This is a genomic window from Gemmobacter sp. (genome assembly GCF_046292685.1).
Classification (GTDB): Bacteria; Pseudomonadota; Alphaproteobacteria; order Rhodobacterales; family Rhodobacteraceae; genus Wagnerdoeblera.
In genome coordinates this window covers 20069-35125 of record NZ_JBKBQM010000011.1, presented here as the reverse complement: position 1 = coordinate 35125, position 15057 = coordinate 20069, and the positions used below count along the sequence as shown (strand labels likewise).

Below are 15057 nucleotides of genomic sequence, written 5' to 3'. Positions count from 1 at the left end.
AGTCTGCCGCAGTCATAGGTAGCGGGCGGCTTCCTTGCGGGCAAAGGCCTTCAGCCGGGCGCCATGCGCGGCCAGAAAGTCGCGCGCGCGGGCCGGATCGTGGCGCGACAGGTCGCGCAGCCACCACGCAACGGCTTTCTGGATGAACCAGTCGCGGTCGTCGGCATAGCCGGCGCACCAGCCCAGCACGCGATCGCGGATGGCAAGGTCGGCCGGTTTGGGAAAGTTCATCTTGGCCCAGGGCAGCGTCATCACCAGCGCAGCGCGCCGGGTCCACATGTTGGGGTGGTTGGTCCAGGACTGGACCGTTTCCACACGCGACGGGTCGGCCACCAGGCGCTTTTGCCCGGCAATCGCGGCGTGGTCGGCCACCGCCCAGCCGTCGAAGGTTTCGGCCCAGCCGGCGATCAGCGCCCATGCGCCGGAATCGTCGGGGCGGATGCGCGCCTGTTCCAGCAGCTTGGCCGCCGCCACCATGCTTTCGTGAATGCCCATCCGCCACAGCGCATCGGCCAGTGCCAGCCGGTCGGGCAAGGGCAGCGTCTGGCGCCATTCCCTTGCCAGTGCGTCGATCTGCGGCACGGCGATGCCGAGGTAGGGGCGCGGCACCTTGTGGTAGGCCGCCATCTCGGCCGCCTTCTGCTCATCGGCCAGCGCCTGCAAGGCGGCCAGGGCGGCTTCGGGGGTCACGGAAGTTCACGCAAGGCTTGAGCTTTTGCAGGCATCCTATTCCACCGTCACGGATTTCGCCAGATTGCGCGGCTGGTCCACATCGGTGCCCTTGGCAACCGCGGTGTGATAGGCCAGCAACTGCGCCGGCAAGGCATAAAGGATCGGCGCCAGCAGCGGCGGCACTTCGGGCAGGCAAAGCCGCCGCCAGGTGCCTTCGCCCGCCTCGGCAATGCCGCGCGCATCCGACAGCAGCACCACCTTGCCGTGGCGGGCCATGACCTCTTGCATGTTCGACACGGTCTTGTCGAACAGCGCATCGCGCGGCGCCATGACTACCACGGGAACGGCCGCGTCGATCAAGGCGATGGGGCCGTGCTTGAGTTCGCCCGACGCATAACCTTCGGCATGGATATAGCTGATTTCCTTGAGTTTCAGCGCCCCCTCCAGGGCCAGCGGATACATCGGGCCGCGCCCCAGGAACAGCACGTCGCGCGCCTTGGCCAGATCGTGCGCAAGGTCGCGGATTGGCTCGTCGAGCCCGAGCGCGTGGTTCATCAGCCCGGGCAGCGCCGACAGCGCCGCAAGATGCGCGGCAACGGCGGCCGGGTTCAGCCGGCCACGGTCGGCCCCGGCCTTGAGCGCCATCAGCGCCAGCACGAGCAGCTGGTTGGTGAAGGCCTTGGTCGAGGCGACGCCGACCTCGATGCCGGCCAGGATGGGCAGCACCAGCCCGGCCTCGCGCGCGATGGAGGAGGTGGGCACGTTCACCACCGCGACGATCTGCGCGACCTTGTCCTGCACGTGGCGCAGGGCGGCCAGCGTATCGGCGGTTTCGCCCGACTGGCTGACGAACACCGCCCAGGCGCCAGGATCGACCACAGGGTCGCGGTAGCGGTATTCCGAGGCGATATCCACCTCGCACGGCAGGCCGGCGATCTGTTCGAACCAGTATTTCGCCACCTGGCAGGCCAGGTTGGCGGTGCCGCAAGCCACCAGGATCAGCCGGGAAACGCCCGTGAAATCGAGCTTTTCCGGCAGGCTGAGGCCGGTGCGGTCAGGGCTGAGGTAGTGGCGCAGCGCATCGGCCAGCACCACGGGCTGTTCGGCGATTTCCTTGGCCATGAAATGCCGGTAGCCGCCCTTTTCCACCCGGACGGTGTCGATCTGGATGCGGGTTTCGGCTCGGTTGGCCAGCCGCCCGGCGGCATCGTAGATCACCGCACCTGCGCGGGTGACTTCGGCCCGGTCGCCTTCCTCGAGGTAGGTGATGCGGTCGGTCAGCGGGGCCAGCGCGATGGCGTCGGAGCCCACATACATCTCGCCGTCGCCATGCCCGATGGCCAGAGGGCTGCCCTTGCGCGCGGCGATCATCAGGTCGTCCTCGCCTTCGAACAGGAAGCACAGCGCGAAGGCGCCATGCAGGCGTTCCAGCGTGCGGGCGGCGGCGGTGCGCGGGTCGCAGCCCTGGTCGATGTAGCGCGCGGCCAGCAGGGCCACCGTTTCGGTGTCGGTCTGGCTTTCGGGGGCATAGCCGGTGGCGGCGAGATCCTCGCGCAGGTCCTTGAAATTCTCGATGATGCCGTTGTGCACCACCGCGACGCGCCCGGCGCGGTGCGGGTGGGCATTGGTCACTGTCGCCGCCCCATGCGTGGCCCAGCGCGTGTGCCCGATGCCGGCCTTGCCGGGCAGCGGATCGTGCACGAGAAGGTCGGAGAGGTTCACGAGCTTGCCCACCGCCCGCCGCCGGTCGAGCCGGCCGCGGTTGACGGTGGCGATACCCGCGCTGTCGTAGCCGCGGTATTCGAGGCGCTTGAGCGCCTCGACCAGTTGCGGGGCGACCTCATGATCGCCCAGGATGCCGACGATACCGCACATGTCAGGATGCCTTGCGCTGTTGCCGCGGGCGGAGGCGGGGGGTTTCACACCCCCCGCACCCCCCGTGGGATATTTTCGGACAGAAAATGAAGACGGTCATTTCGCGGCCTTCAAGGCGCGCAGGCGCGCCATCAGCCGCGCGGCAAGCCCGGGCTTGTTGACCTGGCGGCCGCGCGCGACGGCCAGGGCCTCGGGCGGCACGTCTTCGGTGATGACCGAGCCCGAGGCGGTCAGAGCATCGTCGCCCACCGTGACGGGGGCGACCAGCATGGTGTCCGACCCGATGAAGGCGCGCTTGCCGATGGTGGTGCGGTGTTTCATCACGCCGTCGTAGTTGCAGGTGACGGTGCCGGCGCCGATGTTGGTATGCTCGCCGACATGGGCATCGCCGAGATAGGTGAGGTGGCCGACCTTGACCCCTTCGTCGAGGATGGCATTCTTGAGTTCGACGAAGTTGCCGACGTGGACATCCTCGGCAAGTTCGGCGCCGGGGCGCAGGCGGGCAAAGGGGCCGACCGTGGCGCCGCGGCTGACATGGCAGCCTTCGAGGTGGCAGAAGGCGCGGATCTCGGCGCCCGATTCCACGGTGACACCTGGCCCGAAGACCACGTTGGGACCGATGATCGCATCGCGCCCGACCACGGTATCGAGCGCGAAGATCACCGTATCGGGGGCGGTCAGGGTGACGCCGAGGTCGATCATTTCGGCGCGGCGGCGGGCCTGGAAGGCGGCCTCGGCGGCGACCAGTTCGGCGCGGGTGTTGATGCCCAGCGTCTCGGCCTCGTCGCACAGAACCACGCCGGCGGTCAGGCCGCGGGCGCGGGCGATGCCGGCCACATCGGTCAGGTAGTATTCGCCGGCGGCATTGGCGTTATCCACCGCGTCGATCAGCGCGAACAGCGTGGCGGCATCGGCGGCCATCACGCCGGAGTTGCACAGGTCGATCCGGCGTTCCTCGTCCGACGCATCCTTCCATTCCACGATGGCCAGCAGGTCGTCGCCGCTGGTGACCAGCCGGCCGTAGCGGCCCGGGTCGAGCGCGCGAAAGCCCAGCACCACCACGTCGAAGCGGCTGCGCGCCGCGCGCAGGCGTTCCAGCGTTTCGGGCGTGAGGAACGGGGTATCGCCGTAAAGCACCACCACGTCGCCCCGGGGCAGCGCGGCGTCGCGCGCCTGGGCCACGGCATGCGCGGTGCCGAGGCGTTCGGCCTGGATCACCACCTGCGCCTCGGGGTCGAGTTCGGCCGCCGCCGCCGTCACCTCGGGCGCGCCGTGGCCGGCCACCACCACCACCCGGTCGGGTTCCAGCGCGCGCCCGGCCGCCAGCGCATGCGCCAGCAGCGGCACGCCGCCCAGCGGGTGCAGCACCTTGGGCCGTTCGGAGTTCATGCGGGTGCCCTGCCCGGCGGCGAGGACGATCAGCGACAATGCCATTCTGCGGGGCCTTTTCTTTTGCTCGGCCCCGTTCTACCCGTCGGACGCGGCGCCGCAAGGGGGCGGGGCCTCACGCAGCCTTTCCTTGTGTGACAGGAGCCCGCAGCATGACCCTTCCGCGCACGGTGATCTTCGACCTCGACGGCACGCTGGCCGATACCTCGGGCGACCTTCTGGCCGCGGCCAACACCACCTTTGCCGACGAGGGGCATGCCCCGCCGCTGGGCCCGCAGGATGCGCTGACCGCCTTTCACGGCGGGCGGGCGATGTTGCGCGCAGGCGCGGCGCGGTTGGGGCTCGGCTGGAGCGAGGAGGAGGTGGGGCGCCGCTACCCGCGCCTGCTGGCCGCCTACCGCGATGCGATCGACACCCATACCCGGCTTTATCCCGGGGCGGTGGCGGCGGTCGAGCGGTTGCGCGCCCGCGGAGACCGGGTGGGCATCTGCACCAACAAGCCCGACGACCTGGCCGAACTGCTGCTGGCGCGGCTGGGGGTGCGCGACCTGTTCGCCGCGATGGTGGGCGCCCGGACCCTGCCGGTGGCCAAGCCCGACCCGGCGCCCTTGCGCCTTGCGGTCGAACGCGCGGGGGGCGACATGGCGCGCGCGCTGCTGGTGGGCGACACGATCACCGACCGGCGCACGGCGGCGGCGGCGGGGGTGCCGGTGGTGCTGGTCACCTTCGGCCCGCAAGGGCGCGCCATCGCCGAGTTGCAGCCCGAAGGGCTGCTCGACCATTACGACGGGCTGGAGGCGGTGGTGGACCGCCTGCTGGGGACCTGAGCCATGCCGCGCGCGCCCGGCAGGCATGCCTTCGCCTTCGTGCTGGTCACGGTGCTGCTGGACATGGTGGGCTTCGGCCTGATCATCCCGGTGCTGCCCGCGCTGATCGAGGATGTCGGCCACGTGGGCCTGGCCGAGGCGGCGGTGATCGGCGGCTGGATGTATTTCGCCTTTTCGATGGCGCAGTTCCTGTGCGCGCCGCTGGTGGGCAACCTGTCGGACCGTTTCGGCCGGCGCCCGCTCTTGTTGCTGGCGATCTTCGGGCTCGGGCTCGACTATGTGCTGTCGGCGCTGGCGCCTTCGTTGCCGTGGCTTTTCGTCGGGCGGATTCTGGCCGGGGTCTGCGGGTCGAGCTGGGTCATCGCCAACGCGTTCATCGCCGATGTCAAGGCGCCCGAGGACCGCGCCCGGGCCTTTGGCCTGATGGGGGCGGCGTTCGGCGTGGGCTTCGTAATCGGGCCGGCGATCGGCGGCTTGCTGGGCGAACTGGGCCCGCGGGTGCCGTTCTGGGTCGCTGCGGGGATATCCTTCCTGAACTTCGTCTACGGCTGGATCGTGCTGCCCGAAACCCTGCCGCCCGCGTCGCAGCGCGCCTTCGAGTGGCGCCGGTCCAACCCGTTCGGGGTCTTCGCGGTGTTTCGCCGCTATCCGGGCGTGTTGCCGATGTGCGGCGTGCTGTTCGCGTTCTTCTTTGCCAGTTCGGTCTATCCGGCGATCTGGCCGTTCTGGGGCATGGCCAAGTTCGGCTGGTCGGAAAGCATGGTGGGGCTCACGCTGGCGGTGTTCGGGCTGGTGATGGCGGGGTTCCAGGGCGGGTTGACGGGCCCGGCGGTGAAACGCTGGGGCGAGGCGCGCGTTGCGGTGCTGGGGCTGACCTCGGCGATGGTGGCGGCCGCGGGTTACGGGCTGGCGGGCGGCCTGGGCGTGGTGGTGGTGCTGATGGTCGTGCATGGGCCCGAAGGCTTCGTGCAACCGATGCTGATGGCGATGATGTCGCGCGTGGTGCCCGAAGACGCCCAGGGCGAATTGCAGGGCGGCATCTCGGCGGTCACCAACATCGCCATGCTGGCCGGCACCGTCACCTTCGCCCAGGTCTTTGCCGCCTTCATGGCCGAAGGCGCGCGCTGGCAGACCCCCGATGCGGGCTATTTCCTGGCAGCCGCCTTGCTGGGTTGCACGCTGGCGCTGTATCTCTGGACCTTGCGGAGGATGGCATGACCGAAGTCTTCACCGGCAGCTTTACCCAGCAGGAACCGATCCCCGAAGCCGGCATCGCCGCGGCGGTGGCCGTGCTGCAAGGCGGGCGGCTGCACCGCTACAACACCGCCCCCGGCGAAATCGCCCAAACCGCCTTGCTGGAACAGGACTTCGCCGCCTTCACCGGGGCGCGCCACGCGCTTGCCGTCGCTTCGGGCGGCGCCGCCTTGCGGCTGGCCTTGCGCGCGCTGGGCGTCGGGCCGGGGATGCGGGTGCTGACCAACGCCTTCACTCTGGCACCCGTGCCCGGCGCCATCGCGGCCCTGGGGGCCGAGCCGGTCTTCGTGGGCACCACCCCCGACCTGGTGATCGACCTCGAAGACCTTGCCGCACGGGCCTGGCCGGGGGCGGTGCTGCTGCTCAGCCACATGCGCGGCCACATCGCCGACATGGACGCGCTGATGGCCCTGTGCCGCGAACGCGACATCACGGTGATCGAGGATTGCGCCCACACGATGGGCGCCAGCTTCCGCGGCACCCCGTCGGGGCGGCACGGCGCGATCGGCTGCTATTCCACCCAGACCTACAAGCATATCAATTCCGGCGAAGGAGGGCTGATCGTCACCGACGATGCCGGCCTGATGGCGCACATGGTGCTGGCCTCGGGCAGCTACATGCTGTTCGACCGCCACCCCGCCGGCCCGCCCCCCGAGGCTTACGAGGCGCTGAAATGGACGGTGCCGAACATCTCCTCGCGGATGGACAACCTGCGCGCCGCGGTGCTGCGCGCCCAGTTGCCGCTGCTGCCCGACCGTGTCGCCCGCTGGCAGGCCCGCCACGACCGGCTGGAAACCGCGCTTGCAAAGGTGCCGGGGCTCCGGCTGATCCGGCGCCACCCCGAGGCGATCCGCGTCGGCTCGTCGTTCCAGTTCGCCTTGCCCGGACGCAACCCCGCGCAGATCGAGGCCTTCCTCGCCCGCTGCGCCGCCCGCGGGGTCGAGCTCAAATGGTTCGGCCGCGACACGCCCGCGGGCTTCACCTCGCGCCACGACCACTGGCACTACGCCCCGCACCAGCCGCTGCCCGCCACCGACGCTGTCCTCGCCGGGCTCATCGACATGCGCCTGCCGCTGACCTTCTCGCTCGACGATTGCGCCCTGATCGGCCGCATCATCGCGGCCGAGGCCGTCAGCAACGCGCCGGCCCCGCCCGCCCGGCCCCAGGGCGACTGATCGCGCAGCCCCTTCACCTTGCCCGAAATATCCCCGCCGGAGGCACCCCGCGCCGGGCAGGCCCGGCCCGGCCGGCGCTCAAGAGGCGTGGCGCCGCAGGCGCCGCCTTCGGGTCAGCCCGAAGGGGCGGCGCGGCGGGCGGTCTTCATCTGCCAGCGGCCGCTTTCCTCCGACCAGTATTCCGCTTCCGCACCTGCGGCGGTCAGCGCGCGCCACTGCGCCCGCGCGGTTTCCAGCGCAGCCGGGTCGGCCCCGTCGAACACGATCCACACCCGCTCCAGCCGCGCCACCTCGTCGGCCGTCACCCCGGCGCCGTCCACCACCATCAGCGCCCGCGCCCCCTCGGGCAGGACGGTGCCGGTGGTCAGCAACAGGGGCTGGCGCGCATCGTGCCGCCCCCCGGCCATCCCGTGCGGCAGAAACCCGTCGGCAGGTTCCAGCCAAAGGCGTTCGTCCAGCCGCGCCAGCGCGGCCGCATCGGACCCGCGCAGCACCACGCGCCACCCCATAGCCAGTGCCCGACCGGCCAGCAGGCGCACCACATCCTCGGCGCCCGACCGCGTCAGGTGATAGAACAGCGCGTGGCCCACCCCGCTCAGCCTTCGCGGTCGGCGATCAGCCGGTTGATGGCGCGCACCCCCCACCCCGTAGCCCCCTTGGGCGCAAAGGCGGTTTCCGCCTTGACCAGCGCGGTGCCGGCGATGTCGAGGTGAATCCACGGCACCTCGGGCTTGACGAAGCGTTGCAGGAAACAGGCGGCGGTGATGGCGCCCGCATCGCGCGCGCCGGTCGAGTTGCGCATGTCGGCAAGGTCCGAGTTCATCTTGGCATTGTAGGCTTCGCCCAGCGGCAACCGCCAGGCGCCTTCGCCTTCGGCCCGGGCGGCCTTCAGGAATTCGTCGCAGAACCCGTCGTGGTTGGAAAACACCCCGGTATTCTCGTGCCCCAGCGCGATGATGACCGCGCCGGTCAGCGTGGCCAGGTCGATGATGCCCGAAGGCTTGAAGCGTTCCTGCGCATACCACAGCACATCCGCCAGCACGAGCCGGCCTTCGGCATCGGTGTTGGTCACCTCGACCGTATCGCCCTTCATCGACATCACGATGTCGCCCGGGCGCTGCGCGCGGCCCGAAGGCATGTTTTCCACCAGGCCAACCAGCCCCACGACATGCGCCTTCGACTTGCGCAAGGCCAGCGTGCGCATGACCCCGGCCACCACGGCGGCACCGCCCATGTCCATCGTCATGTCTTCCATGCCGGCCGCCGGCTTGATCGAGATGCCGCCGGTGTCGAAGCACACGCCCTTGCCGACCAGCGCCAGCGGCGGGCCTTCGGCGCCGCCTTTCCAGGTCATCACCACCACCTTCGACGGGCTTTCGGACCCCATGCCCACGGCCAGCAGCGTGCGCATGCCCAGCCGTTCCAGATCGGCCTCCTCCAGGATCTCGACCTCCAGCCCCAGTTCCTGCATCGCCGCAAGGCGGGCCGCGAAATCCGTGGTGGTCAGGATGTTGGCCGGCTCCGACACCAGGTCGCGGGTGAAGAACACGCCTTCGGCAACCGCGGCCATCGGGCCCGCTGCGGCCGCCACCGCCTCGGGGTCGGTCACCATCATCGTCACCGCGCCCATGCCCTTGCCGCGGTCCGACTTGCGTTCGACGAACCTGTAGGCGCGCAAGGCCAGGCCGAAGGCGACCTCGGCCGGGCGCGGGGCGCCCGCGGCCAGCACCAGCGCCGGCGCCTCGGTCAGTTTCGCACCGATCGCGGCGCCGGCCTTGCGGGCGGTGGCGACATCGGGCTTGCCGTCCAGCCGCACCAGTTGCAGCGCCTGCGCCGCCAAACCGGCGGGAAAGGCCAGCTCCAGCGCCTCGCCCGGTTTCAGCCTGGCAAAGGCCGGCGAGGCCAGCGCCCGGTCCAGCGCGCCGCGCGTCAGCCGCGACAGCCGCCGCGCCAGCGCACCGCGCACCTCGGGGCCGGTCAGCAGCGCGATGCGCCCTTCATGAGTGGCAAGCGCCGCGGCATCGGCGGGGGCGAACTGGATGGCGACGGGGCTGGTCATCTCGGTCTCCGGTTGGGTCTGCGGGCCGACCCTAGCCTTGCCCATGCCGGTTGACCAGACCTGCCCCATGCGGCGGGCGGCTGCCGCCTCGGCGGAATCCGGGTTTCCGGGCGCGGCAAGGTGGATTAGGACAGGACCGGAAATCAGGGCAAGGGCCGATCCGGGGGGTGGGGCGCGTGGCGCGATTCGACAGATACCTGCTGTCGCAGCTTCTGATGCTGTTCGGGTTCTTTGCGCTGGTGCTGGTTGCGGTCTACTGGGTGAACCGGGCCGTCGGGCTGTTCGACCGGCTGATCGGCGACGGGCAATCGGCGCTGGTGTTTCTGGAACTGACGCTGCTGACGCTGCCCAACGTGATCCGGCTGGTGCTGCCGGTGGCGGCCTTTGCCGCCGCCGCCTATGTTACCAACCGGCTCAGCACCGAATCCGAGCTGGTGGTGATGCAGGCGACCGGCTTTTCGCCCTGGCGGCTGGCGCGGCCGGTGCTGGTGTTCGGGCTGATCGTGGCGGCGATGATGGCGGTGCTGATGCACGCGCTGGTGCCGGCCAGCCGCACCGCGCTGATCAACCGCCAGGCCGAGATCGCGGAAAACGTCACCGCCCGCTTCCTGCGCGCGGGCGTGTTCCAGTTTCCGGCCGAAGGGGTCACGTTCTATATCCGCGACATCACCGAGGTCGGCGAACTGCAGGACATCTTCCTGTCGGATGCCCGGTCCGAAACCAGCCGCACCAGCTATACCGCCCGCCGCGCGCTGCTGGCGCGCTCGCCCACCGGGCCCAAGCTCGTGCTGTTCGAAGGCATGGCGCAGACGCTGACGCTGGAGGGCAAGCGGCTGGCGGTGACGCGGTTTTCCGACTTCACCTACGATCTGGGCGCGGTCCTGTCGCCGGCGGGTCTGGGCCTGCGCGACGAGGCTTCGCTGTCCACGCTGGAATTGCTGCGCGCCGACGAGGCGACCCAGGCGGCCACCGGCCGCAGCCGCGCAGTGCTGCTTTACGAGGCGCACAACCGTTTCGCCCAACCGTTCCTGGCCACGGTCGCGGCGTTGATCGGCTTTGCCTCGCTGCTGGTCGGGGCGTTCAGCCGCTTCGGGCTGTGGCGGCAACTGCTGGGCGGGGCGCTGGCACTGGTGGCGGTGCAACTGGTGGCCAACAGCGCCGAAACGCTGGGCGTGCGCGATGCCCGGCTCTGGCCGCTGGTCTGGGCCGCGCCGCTGACCGGCACAGGCATGGCGGCGGCGATGCTTTGGTGGTCGCAGCGCCCCTATGGCCTGCGCCGTCGCGGGGGGGCCACGCCATGACGCTGGGGCTTTATCTGGCGCGGCGGTTTCTGGTCAGCGTGGGGATCGTGGCGGCGGTGTTCGCCGGCATCCTGATGCTGATCGACATGGTCGAACAGATCCGCCGCAACGCCGGCAACCCCGAAGCCGGGCTGGCACAGGCCGCCCATATCGCCGCGCTGAACCTTGCCGGCGGGCTTTACCGCATTCTGCCGCTGGTGGTGATGCTGGGGGCGGTGGCAATGTTCCTGTCGCTGGCGCGGTCGTCGGAACTGGTGGTGATCCGCGCGGCGGGGCGCTCGGCCATCCGGGCGCTGGTGGCTCCGGTGATGACGGCCTTCCTGCTGGGGGCGGCGGCGGTGGCGGTGCTGAACCCGCTGGTCGCCGCCACGGCGCGGGTGGCCGAGGACGTCTCCTCGCGGCTGTCGTCGGACGGGGTGCAAAGCGTGCTGTCGGTCAGCCGCGAAGGGCTTTGGCTGCGTCAGGGCAGCCGTGCGGGCCAGACGGTGATCCGCGCGGCGCGCGCCAATCAGGACGGCACGCAACTGTTCGAGGTCACCTTCATCGACTTCGACGCCGAGGGCCAGCCCATCAGCCGGATCGAGGCCGCCGAGGCGCGCCTTGCCCCCGGCTTCTGGACGCTGGACCGAGTCAAGGAATGGCGCCTGACCGACACCAACCCGGAAAAGACCGCAACCCGGGTGGACAGCGCCCGCCTGCCCACCGACCTGACGGCGACGCGCATCCGCGAAAGCTTCTCGGCCCCCGATGCGGTGGCGATCTGGGATTTGCCGGCCTTCATCGAAGGGCTGGAGCGGGCCGGCTTTTCGGCGCAAAAGCACCGGGTCTGGTTGCAACGCGAACTGGCACTGCCATTGACCCTTGCGGCGATGGTGCTGCTTGCGGCAGGTTTCACCATGCGGCATGTGCGGTTCGGACGATCCGGCACGATGGTGCTGCTGGCGGTTCTGGCGGGGTTTGCCATGTTCTTTCTGCGCAACTTTTCGCAGGTGCTGGGCGAAAACGGCCAGATTCCGGTGGCCCTGGCCGCCTGGGCCCCGCCGGCCGCCGCGCTGATGGCGGCGATGGGGCTGCTGTTGCACATGGAGGATGGTTGACATGCGCGGTCTGGCCGCCTTGCGGGCCGCCTGTCTGGCCGCGGTGCTGGCCATCGGTGCCGGGCCCGCGCGCGCGCAGGAGGCGGCGACGCTGGTCGCCGACCGGGTGCAGGTGGTGGCCAACCGCACGCTGGTGGCGCAAGGCGGGGTCGAGGTGCTGCACAAGGGCGTGCGGCTGCGCGCCAGCCGCATCGCTTATGACCGCGTCGCCGGGTCGCTGGAGATCGAAGGGCCGCTGGTGCTGACCGACGATGCCGGCACCGTGCTGCTGGCATCGTCGGCGGCGCTGTCGGACGACCTGCGCGAGGGCATCCTGACTTCGGCGCGTGTGGTGCTGGACCGGCAGTTGCAGATCGCCGCCAACGAGGTGCAGCGCCTCGGCGGGCGGCACACCGTGATGTCGCGCGCCGTCGCGTCAAGCTGCCGGGTGTGCGAAACCCGCGCCACCCCCTTGTGGGAAATCCGCGCCCGCCGCGTGGTGCACGACCAGCAGGAACGCCAGATCCATTTCGACAACGCGCAGGTTCGGGTCGCCGGCGTGCCGGTGCTGTGGCTGCCGCACCTGCGCATGCCAGACCCCACGCTGGACCGCACAACCGGCTTTCTGATGCCGCGGCTGGTCAGCACCTCGCGCCTCGGGACCGGGGTGCAGATCCCCTATTTCATCACGCTGGGAGCCAGCCGCGACCTGACGCTGACGCCGCTGCTGGCCAGCAAGGACGTGCAGTCGCTGGGTATGCGGTACCGGCAGGCGTTCCGCGCCGGCGAAATTGCCCTGACGGGGGCGCTGTCCTTCGACCGCACCGGCAACGGGCGGCGCGGCTGGCTGGGGGCCGAAGGGCGCTTTGCCCTGCCCGCCGGGTTCGAGGCACGCTTTGCCGCCGAAATGGTCAGCGACCCGGCCTATTTCCGCGACTACGGCCTGTCGGACAAGGACCGGCTGGACAGCCGGCTGGTCATCAGCCGCACCCGGGCGGGCGAATACATCGGGGCGCGGCTGGTGCATGTGCATTCGATTCGCGCCGGCGAGGTCAACGCGACCCTGCCGCAATTGTCGTCCGATCTGGCCTGGGTGCGCAGAGTGGCGGTGCCGGGCCTTGGCGGCACGGCCACGCTGGCCTTCGATGCGCAGGCGCATCGACGCGCCTCCAACCTCGATATCGTCGGGCGCGACATGGCACGCGCGACGCTTTCCGCCTTCTGGCGGCGCGACTGGGTGGGCCCCGCGGGCCTTCTGCTGGCGGTGGAAGGCGGCGCCACGCTGGACCTGCACCGCATCGCGCAGGATTCGACCTATCCGCGCCGCGTCACCACCGCCACACCGGCAGCGCTGGTGGAATTGCGCTGGCCTCTGGCGCGGGTCGATGCGCGCGGCACCGCCGATGTGATCGAACCCGTGGTGCAACTCGTGTGGTCGCGCCTGGCCCCGCCCGGCCATGTCCCGAACGAGGACAGCACGCTGATCGAATTCGACGAAGGCAACCTGTTCGGCTTCAACCGCTTTGCCGGGGCCGACCGGCGCGAAGGCGGCACCCGCATCAATGCCGGGCTGCAATGGACGCGCAGCACCGCAAGCGGCTGGCACGTGGTCGGCAGCGCGGGCCGCGTGTTCCGCCTGACGGGCGCGGGGCAGTTCACCGCCGCCTCGGGCCTGGGCGGGCGCCGGTCGGACTGGCTGGCGGCGCTGCACATGGCCGCCCCGAACGGCACGCTGTTCCAGGGGCGCGCCGTGTTCGACGACCGGCTGCAACTGGCACGCGGGGAAATGCGGCTGGGGGTGGAACGCGACCGCTTCGGCATGGCCGCAGGCTGGCTCTGGGCCGAGGCCGATGCGGCGGAAAACCGCCTGACCAACACCGCCGAATGGGTGGTGGACGGCCGGCTGCGGCTGGCCCCCAACTGGACCGCGCGCGGGTCGGCCCGCTACGATTTCGACGCCCGCCGCACCACGGCCGCAGCCATGGGGCTGGAATTCACCAACGAATGCCTGCGGGTGGACCTGACCGTGGCCCGGCGGTTCACCACCAGCACCGCGGTGGCGCCCACCACGGACTTCGGCCTTTCCATCGACCTGCTGGGCTTCGGCGGCGCGCGCCCGGCGGGCTCCGCCGGCCGCAGCTGCCGGCCATGACGGCGCGCAGCGGGGCTGGTATTTTGAGCCGCTTTGCGCCAAGTGTTGAACCGACAAGCCGGAACGGAAGACGACCGATGCGCCAGACCCTCGTTGCCGCCACCATGCTGTTCGCGCTCGTGCTCGGAGGGGCGCTTGCGCCTGCAGCGCAAGCCCAGGGTTCGCCTTTCGCGCCAAGGCTGCTGGTCGATGGCAAGGCGATCACCAATTACGAATACGACCAGCGCCTGCGCTTCATGACGCTGCTGAACGCCCCCGGCGACCTGGTCAAGGAAGCCGAGCGCACGCTGATCGAGGACCGGCTGCGCCTGATCGCGGCCGAAAAGCTGAAGCTTCGCCTGACGCCCCAGCAGATCGAGGCCGGGATGGCCGAGTTCGCCGGCCGTTTCCAGATGGAGGTGCCCGAGTTCGTCGAGATTCTGGAGGCGAACGGCGTGGCCGCCGAAACCTTCCGCGATTTCGTGCGCGCGGGCCTGGTCTGGCGCGACGTGATCCGGGCCAAGTTCGGGCCGGCCGCGCTCGATTCGGTGATGGAGCCGGAAATCGACCGCGCGCTGTCGATCCTGACCCAACGCGCCACCACGCGGGTTCTGTTGTCGGAAATCCTGCTGCCGGCATCGAGGAAGGTGCTGGCCGACGAGCTTTCCAAAACCCTGCGCGGCGAAGCTGCCTTTGCCGCCGCCGCGCGCACGCATTCGATCGGGCCTTCGGCCGCCGAAGGCGGGCGGGTGGACTGGCGCAACGTCCTGTCCTTGCCCTTGCCGGTGGCGGCCTCGCTGGAAGGGCTGACCGCGGGGCAGGTCACCGCCCCGGTGCGGCTGCCCGACGGGCGCTATGCGGTGTATCTGCTGCGGCAGGTGGAACTGCGCGATACCGTCACGCCGCAGACCACGGCGGTGGATCATGCCCGGCTGGTGATCGGCGGGGCCGGCACGCCGGCCGGCGATGCCGTGCTGGCGCAGGTGCGTGCGCGTGTGGACAGCTGCAACGACCTCAATGCCTTTCCGGGCCAGCTGACGCGCGAGACGGTGGCGCAATCGGCCTTGCCGCGCGATCTGGCGGCCGCCCTGGCGCCGCTGGACGAAAACGAGCTGGCGGTGTCGACCGCCGGCGGGGCGCATGTGGTGCTGATGCTGTGTTCGCGCCGGGTTCTGGGCACGGGCGAGCCCGACCGCCAGGCGGTGCGCACCCGGCTGGCGGAAAACAAGGTGGTGGGTCAGGCCGAGCTTTACCTGCAGCAACTGCGATCGAACGCCCGGATCGAGCGGCGGTGAGGC

At 70.4% G+C, this 15057-nt stretch carries 12 protein-coding genes; 7 read left to right on the top strand and 5 right to left on the bottom strand.

The window, feature by feature from the left end; translation table 11 throughout:
- Positions 1-12: 12 nt before the first annotated feature.
- The 3 genes from ACK4S2_RS04920 to glmU form a co-directional block, all read right to left on the bottom strand.
- Positions 13-690, bottom strand: coding sequence for a DNA alkylation repair protein (locus ACK4S2_RS04920; protein ID WP_409620945.1), 678 nt, complete (start codon positions 688-690; stop codon positions 13-15).
- A gap of 36 nt (positions 691-726) precedes the next feature.
- The gene (gene glmS / locus ACK4S2_RS04915) at positions 727-2547 is read right to left on the bottom strand and encodes a glutamine--fructose-6-phosphate transaminase (isomerizing) (protein ID WP_409620942.1); all 1821 of its coding nucleotides are present in this window, start codon (positions 2545-2547) and stop codon (positions 727-729) included.
- Positions 2548-2643: 96 nt separating this feature from the next.
- Complete coding sequence (gene glmU / locus ACK4S2_RS04910; RefSeq protein ID WP_409620939.1) at positions 2644-3981, bottom strand: bifunctional UDP-N-acetylglucosamine diphosphorylase/glucosamine-1-phosphate N-acetyltransferase GlmU; 1338 nt, start codon at positions 3979-3981, stop codon at positions 2644-2646.
- Positions 3982-4088: 107 nt separating this feature from the next.
- Between glmU and ACK4S2_RS04905 the strand changes: the two genes are divergently transcribed.
- From ACK4S2_RS04905 to ACK4S2_RS04895, 3 genes are read left to right on the top strand one after another with little or no spacing between them, the layout of a single operon-like run.
- Entirely contained in the window at positions 4089-4763 is a 675-nt protein-coding gene (locus ACK4S2_RS04905) for an HAD-IA family hydrolase (protein ID WP_409620936.1), read from the top strand.
- 3 nt (positions 4764-4766) lie between these two features.
- The gene (locus tag ACK4S2_RS04900; protein WP_409620933.1) at positions 4767-5981 is read left to right on the top strand and encodes a TCR/Tet family MFS transporter; all 1215 of its coding nucleotides are present in this window, start codon (positions 4767-4769) and stop codon (positions 5979-5981) included.
- Entirely contained in the window at positions 5978-7192 is a 1215-nt protein-coding gene (locus ACK4S2_RS04895) for a DegT/DnrJ/EryC1/StrS family aminotransferase (RefSeq protein WP_409620930.1), read from the top strand. The genes ACK4S2_RS04900 and ACK4S2_RS04895 overlap by 4 nt, the downstream gene beginning before the upstream one ends.
- A 113-nt stretch (positions 7193-7305) precedes the next feature.
- Here ACK4S2_RS04895 and ACK4S2_RS04890 read toward each other — a convergent pair whose 3' ends face one another.
- Complete coding sequence (locus ACK4S2_RS04890; protein ID WP_409620927.1) at positions 7306-7782, bottom strand: DNA polymerase III subunit chi; 477 nt, start codon at positions 7780-7782, stop codon at positions 7306-7308.
- A 5-nt stretch (positions 7783-7787) separates the two neighbouring features.
- On the bottom strand, positions 7788-9251 hold the full coding sequence (locus ACK4S2_RS04885) for a leucyl aminopeptidase (protein WP_409620924.1): 1464 nt from the start codon (positions 9249-9251) through the stop codon (positions 7788-7790).
- Positions 9252-9427: 176 nt separating this feature from the next.
- On the opposite strand from ACK4S2_RS04885, the gene lptF reads away from it, so the two are divergent.
- From lptF to ACK4S2_RS04865, 4 genes are all read left to right on the top strand, one after another.
- Positions 9428-10552 carry an LPS export ABC transporter permease LptF gene (gene lptF / locus ACK4S2_RS04880; protein WP_409620921.1) on the top strand — a complete coding sequence of 375 codons (1125 nt, stop codon included), beginning with the start codon at positions 9428-9430 and terminating at the stop codon, positions 10550-10552.
- Positions 10549-11649 carry an LPS export ABC transporter permease LptG gene (lptG, locus tag ACK4S2_RS04875; protein WP_409620918.1) on the top strand — a complete coding sequence of 367 codons (1101 nt, stop codon included), beginning with the start codon at positions 10549-10551 and terminating at the stop codon, positions 11647-11649. The genes lptF and lptG overlap by 4 nt, the downstream gene beginning before the upstream one ends.
- 1 nt (position 11650) lies before the next feature.
- Positions 11651-13780, top strand: a complete 2130-nt coding sequence (locus ACK4S2_RS04870; RefSeq protein ID WP_409620915.1) for an LPS-assembly protein LptD — start codon at positions 11651-11653, stop codon at positions 13778-13780.
- Between the two features lie 77 nt (positions 13781-13857).
- Complete coding sequence (locus ACK4S2_RS04865) at positions 13858-15054, top strand: peptidylprolyl isomerase (protein ID WP_409620913.1); 1197 nt, start codon at positions 13858-13860, stop codon at positions 15052-15054.
- The last annotated feature ends 3 nt before the right edge of the window (positions 15055-15057 follow it).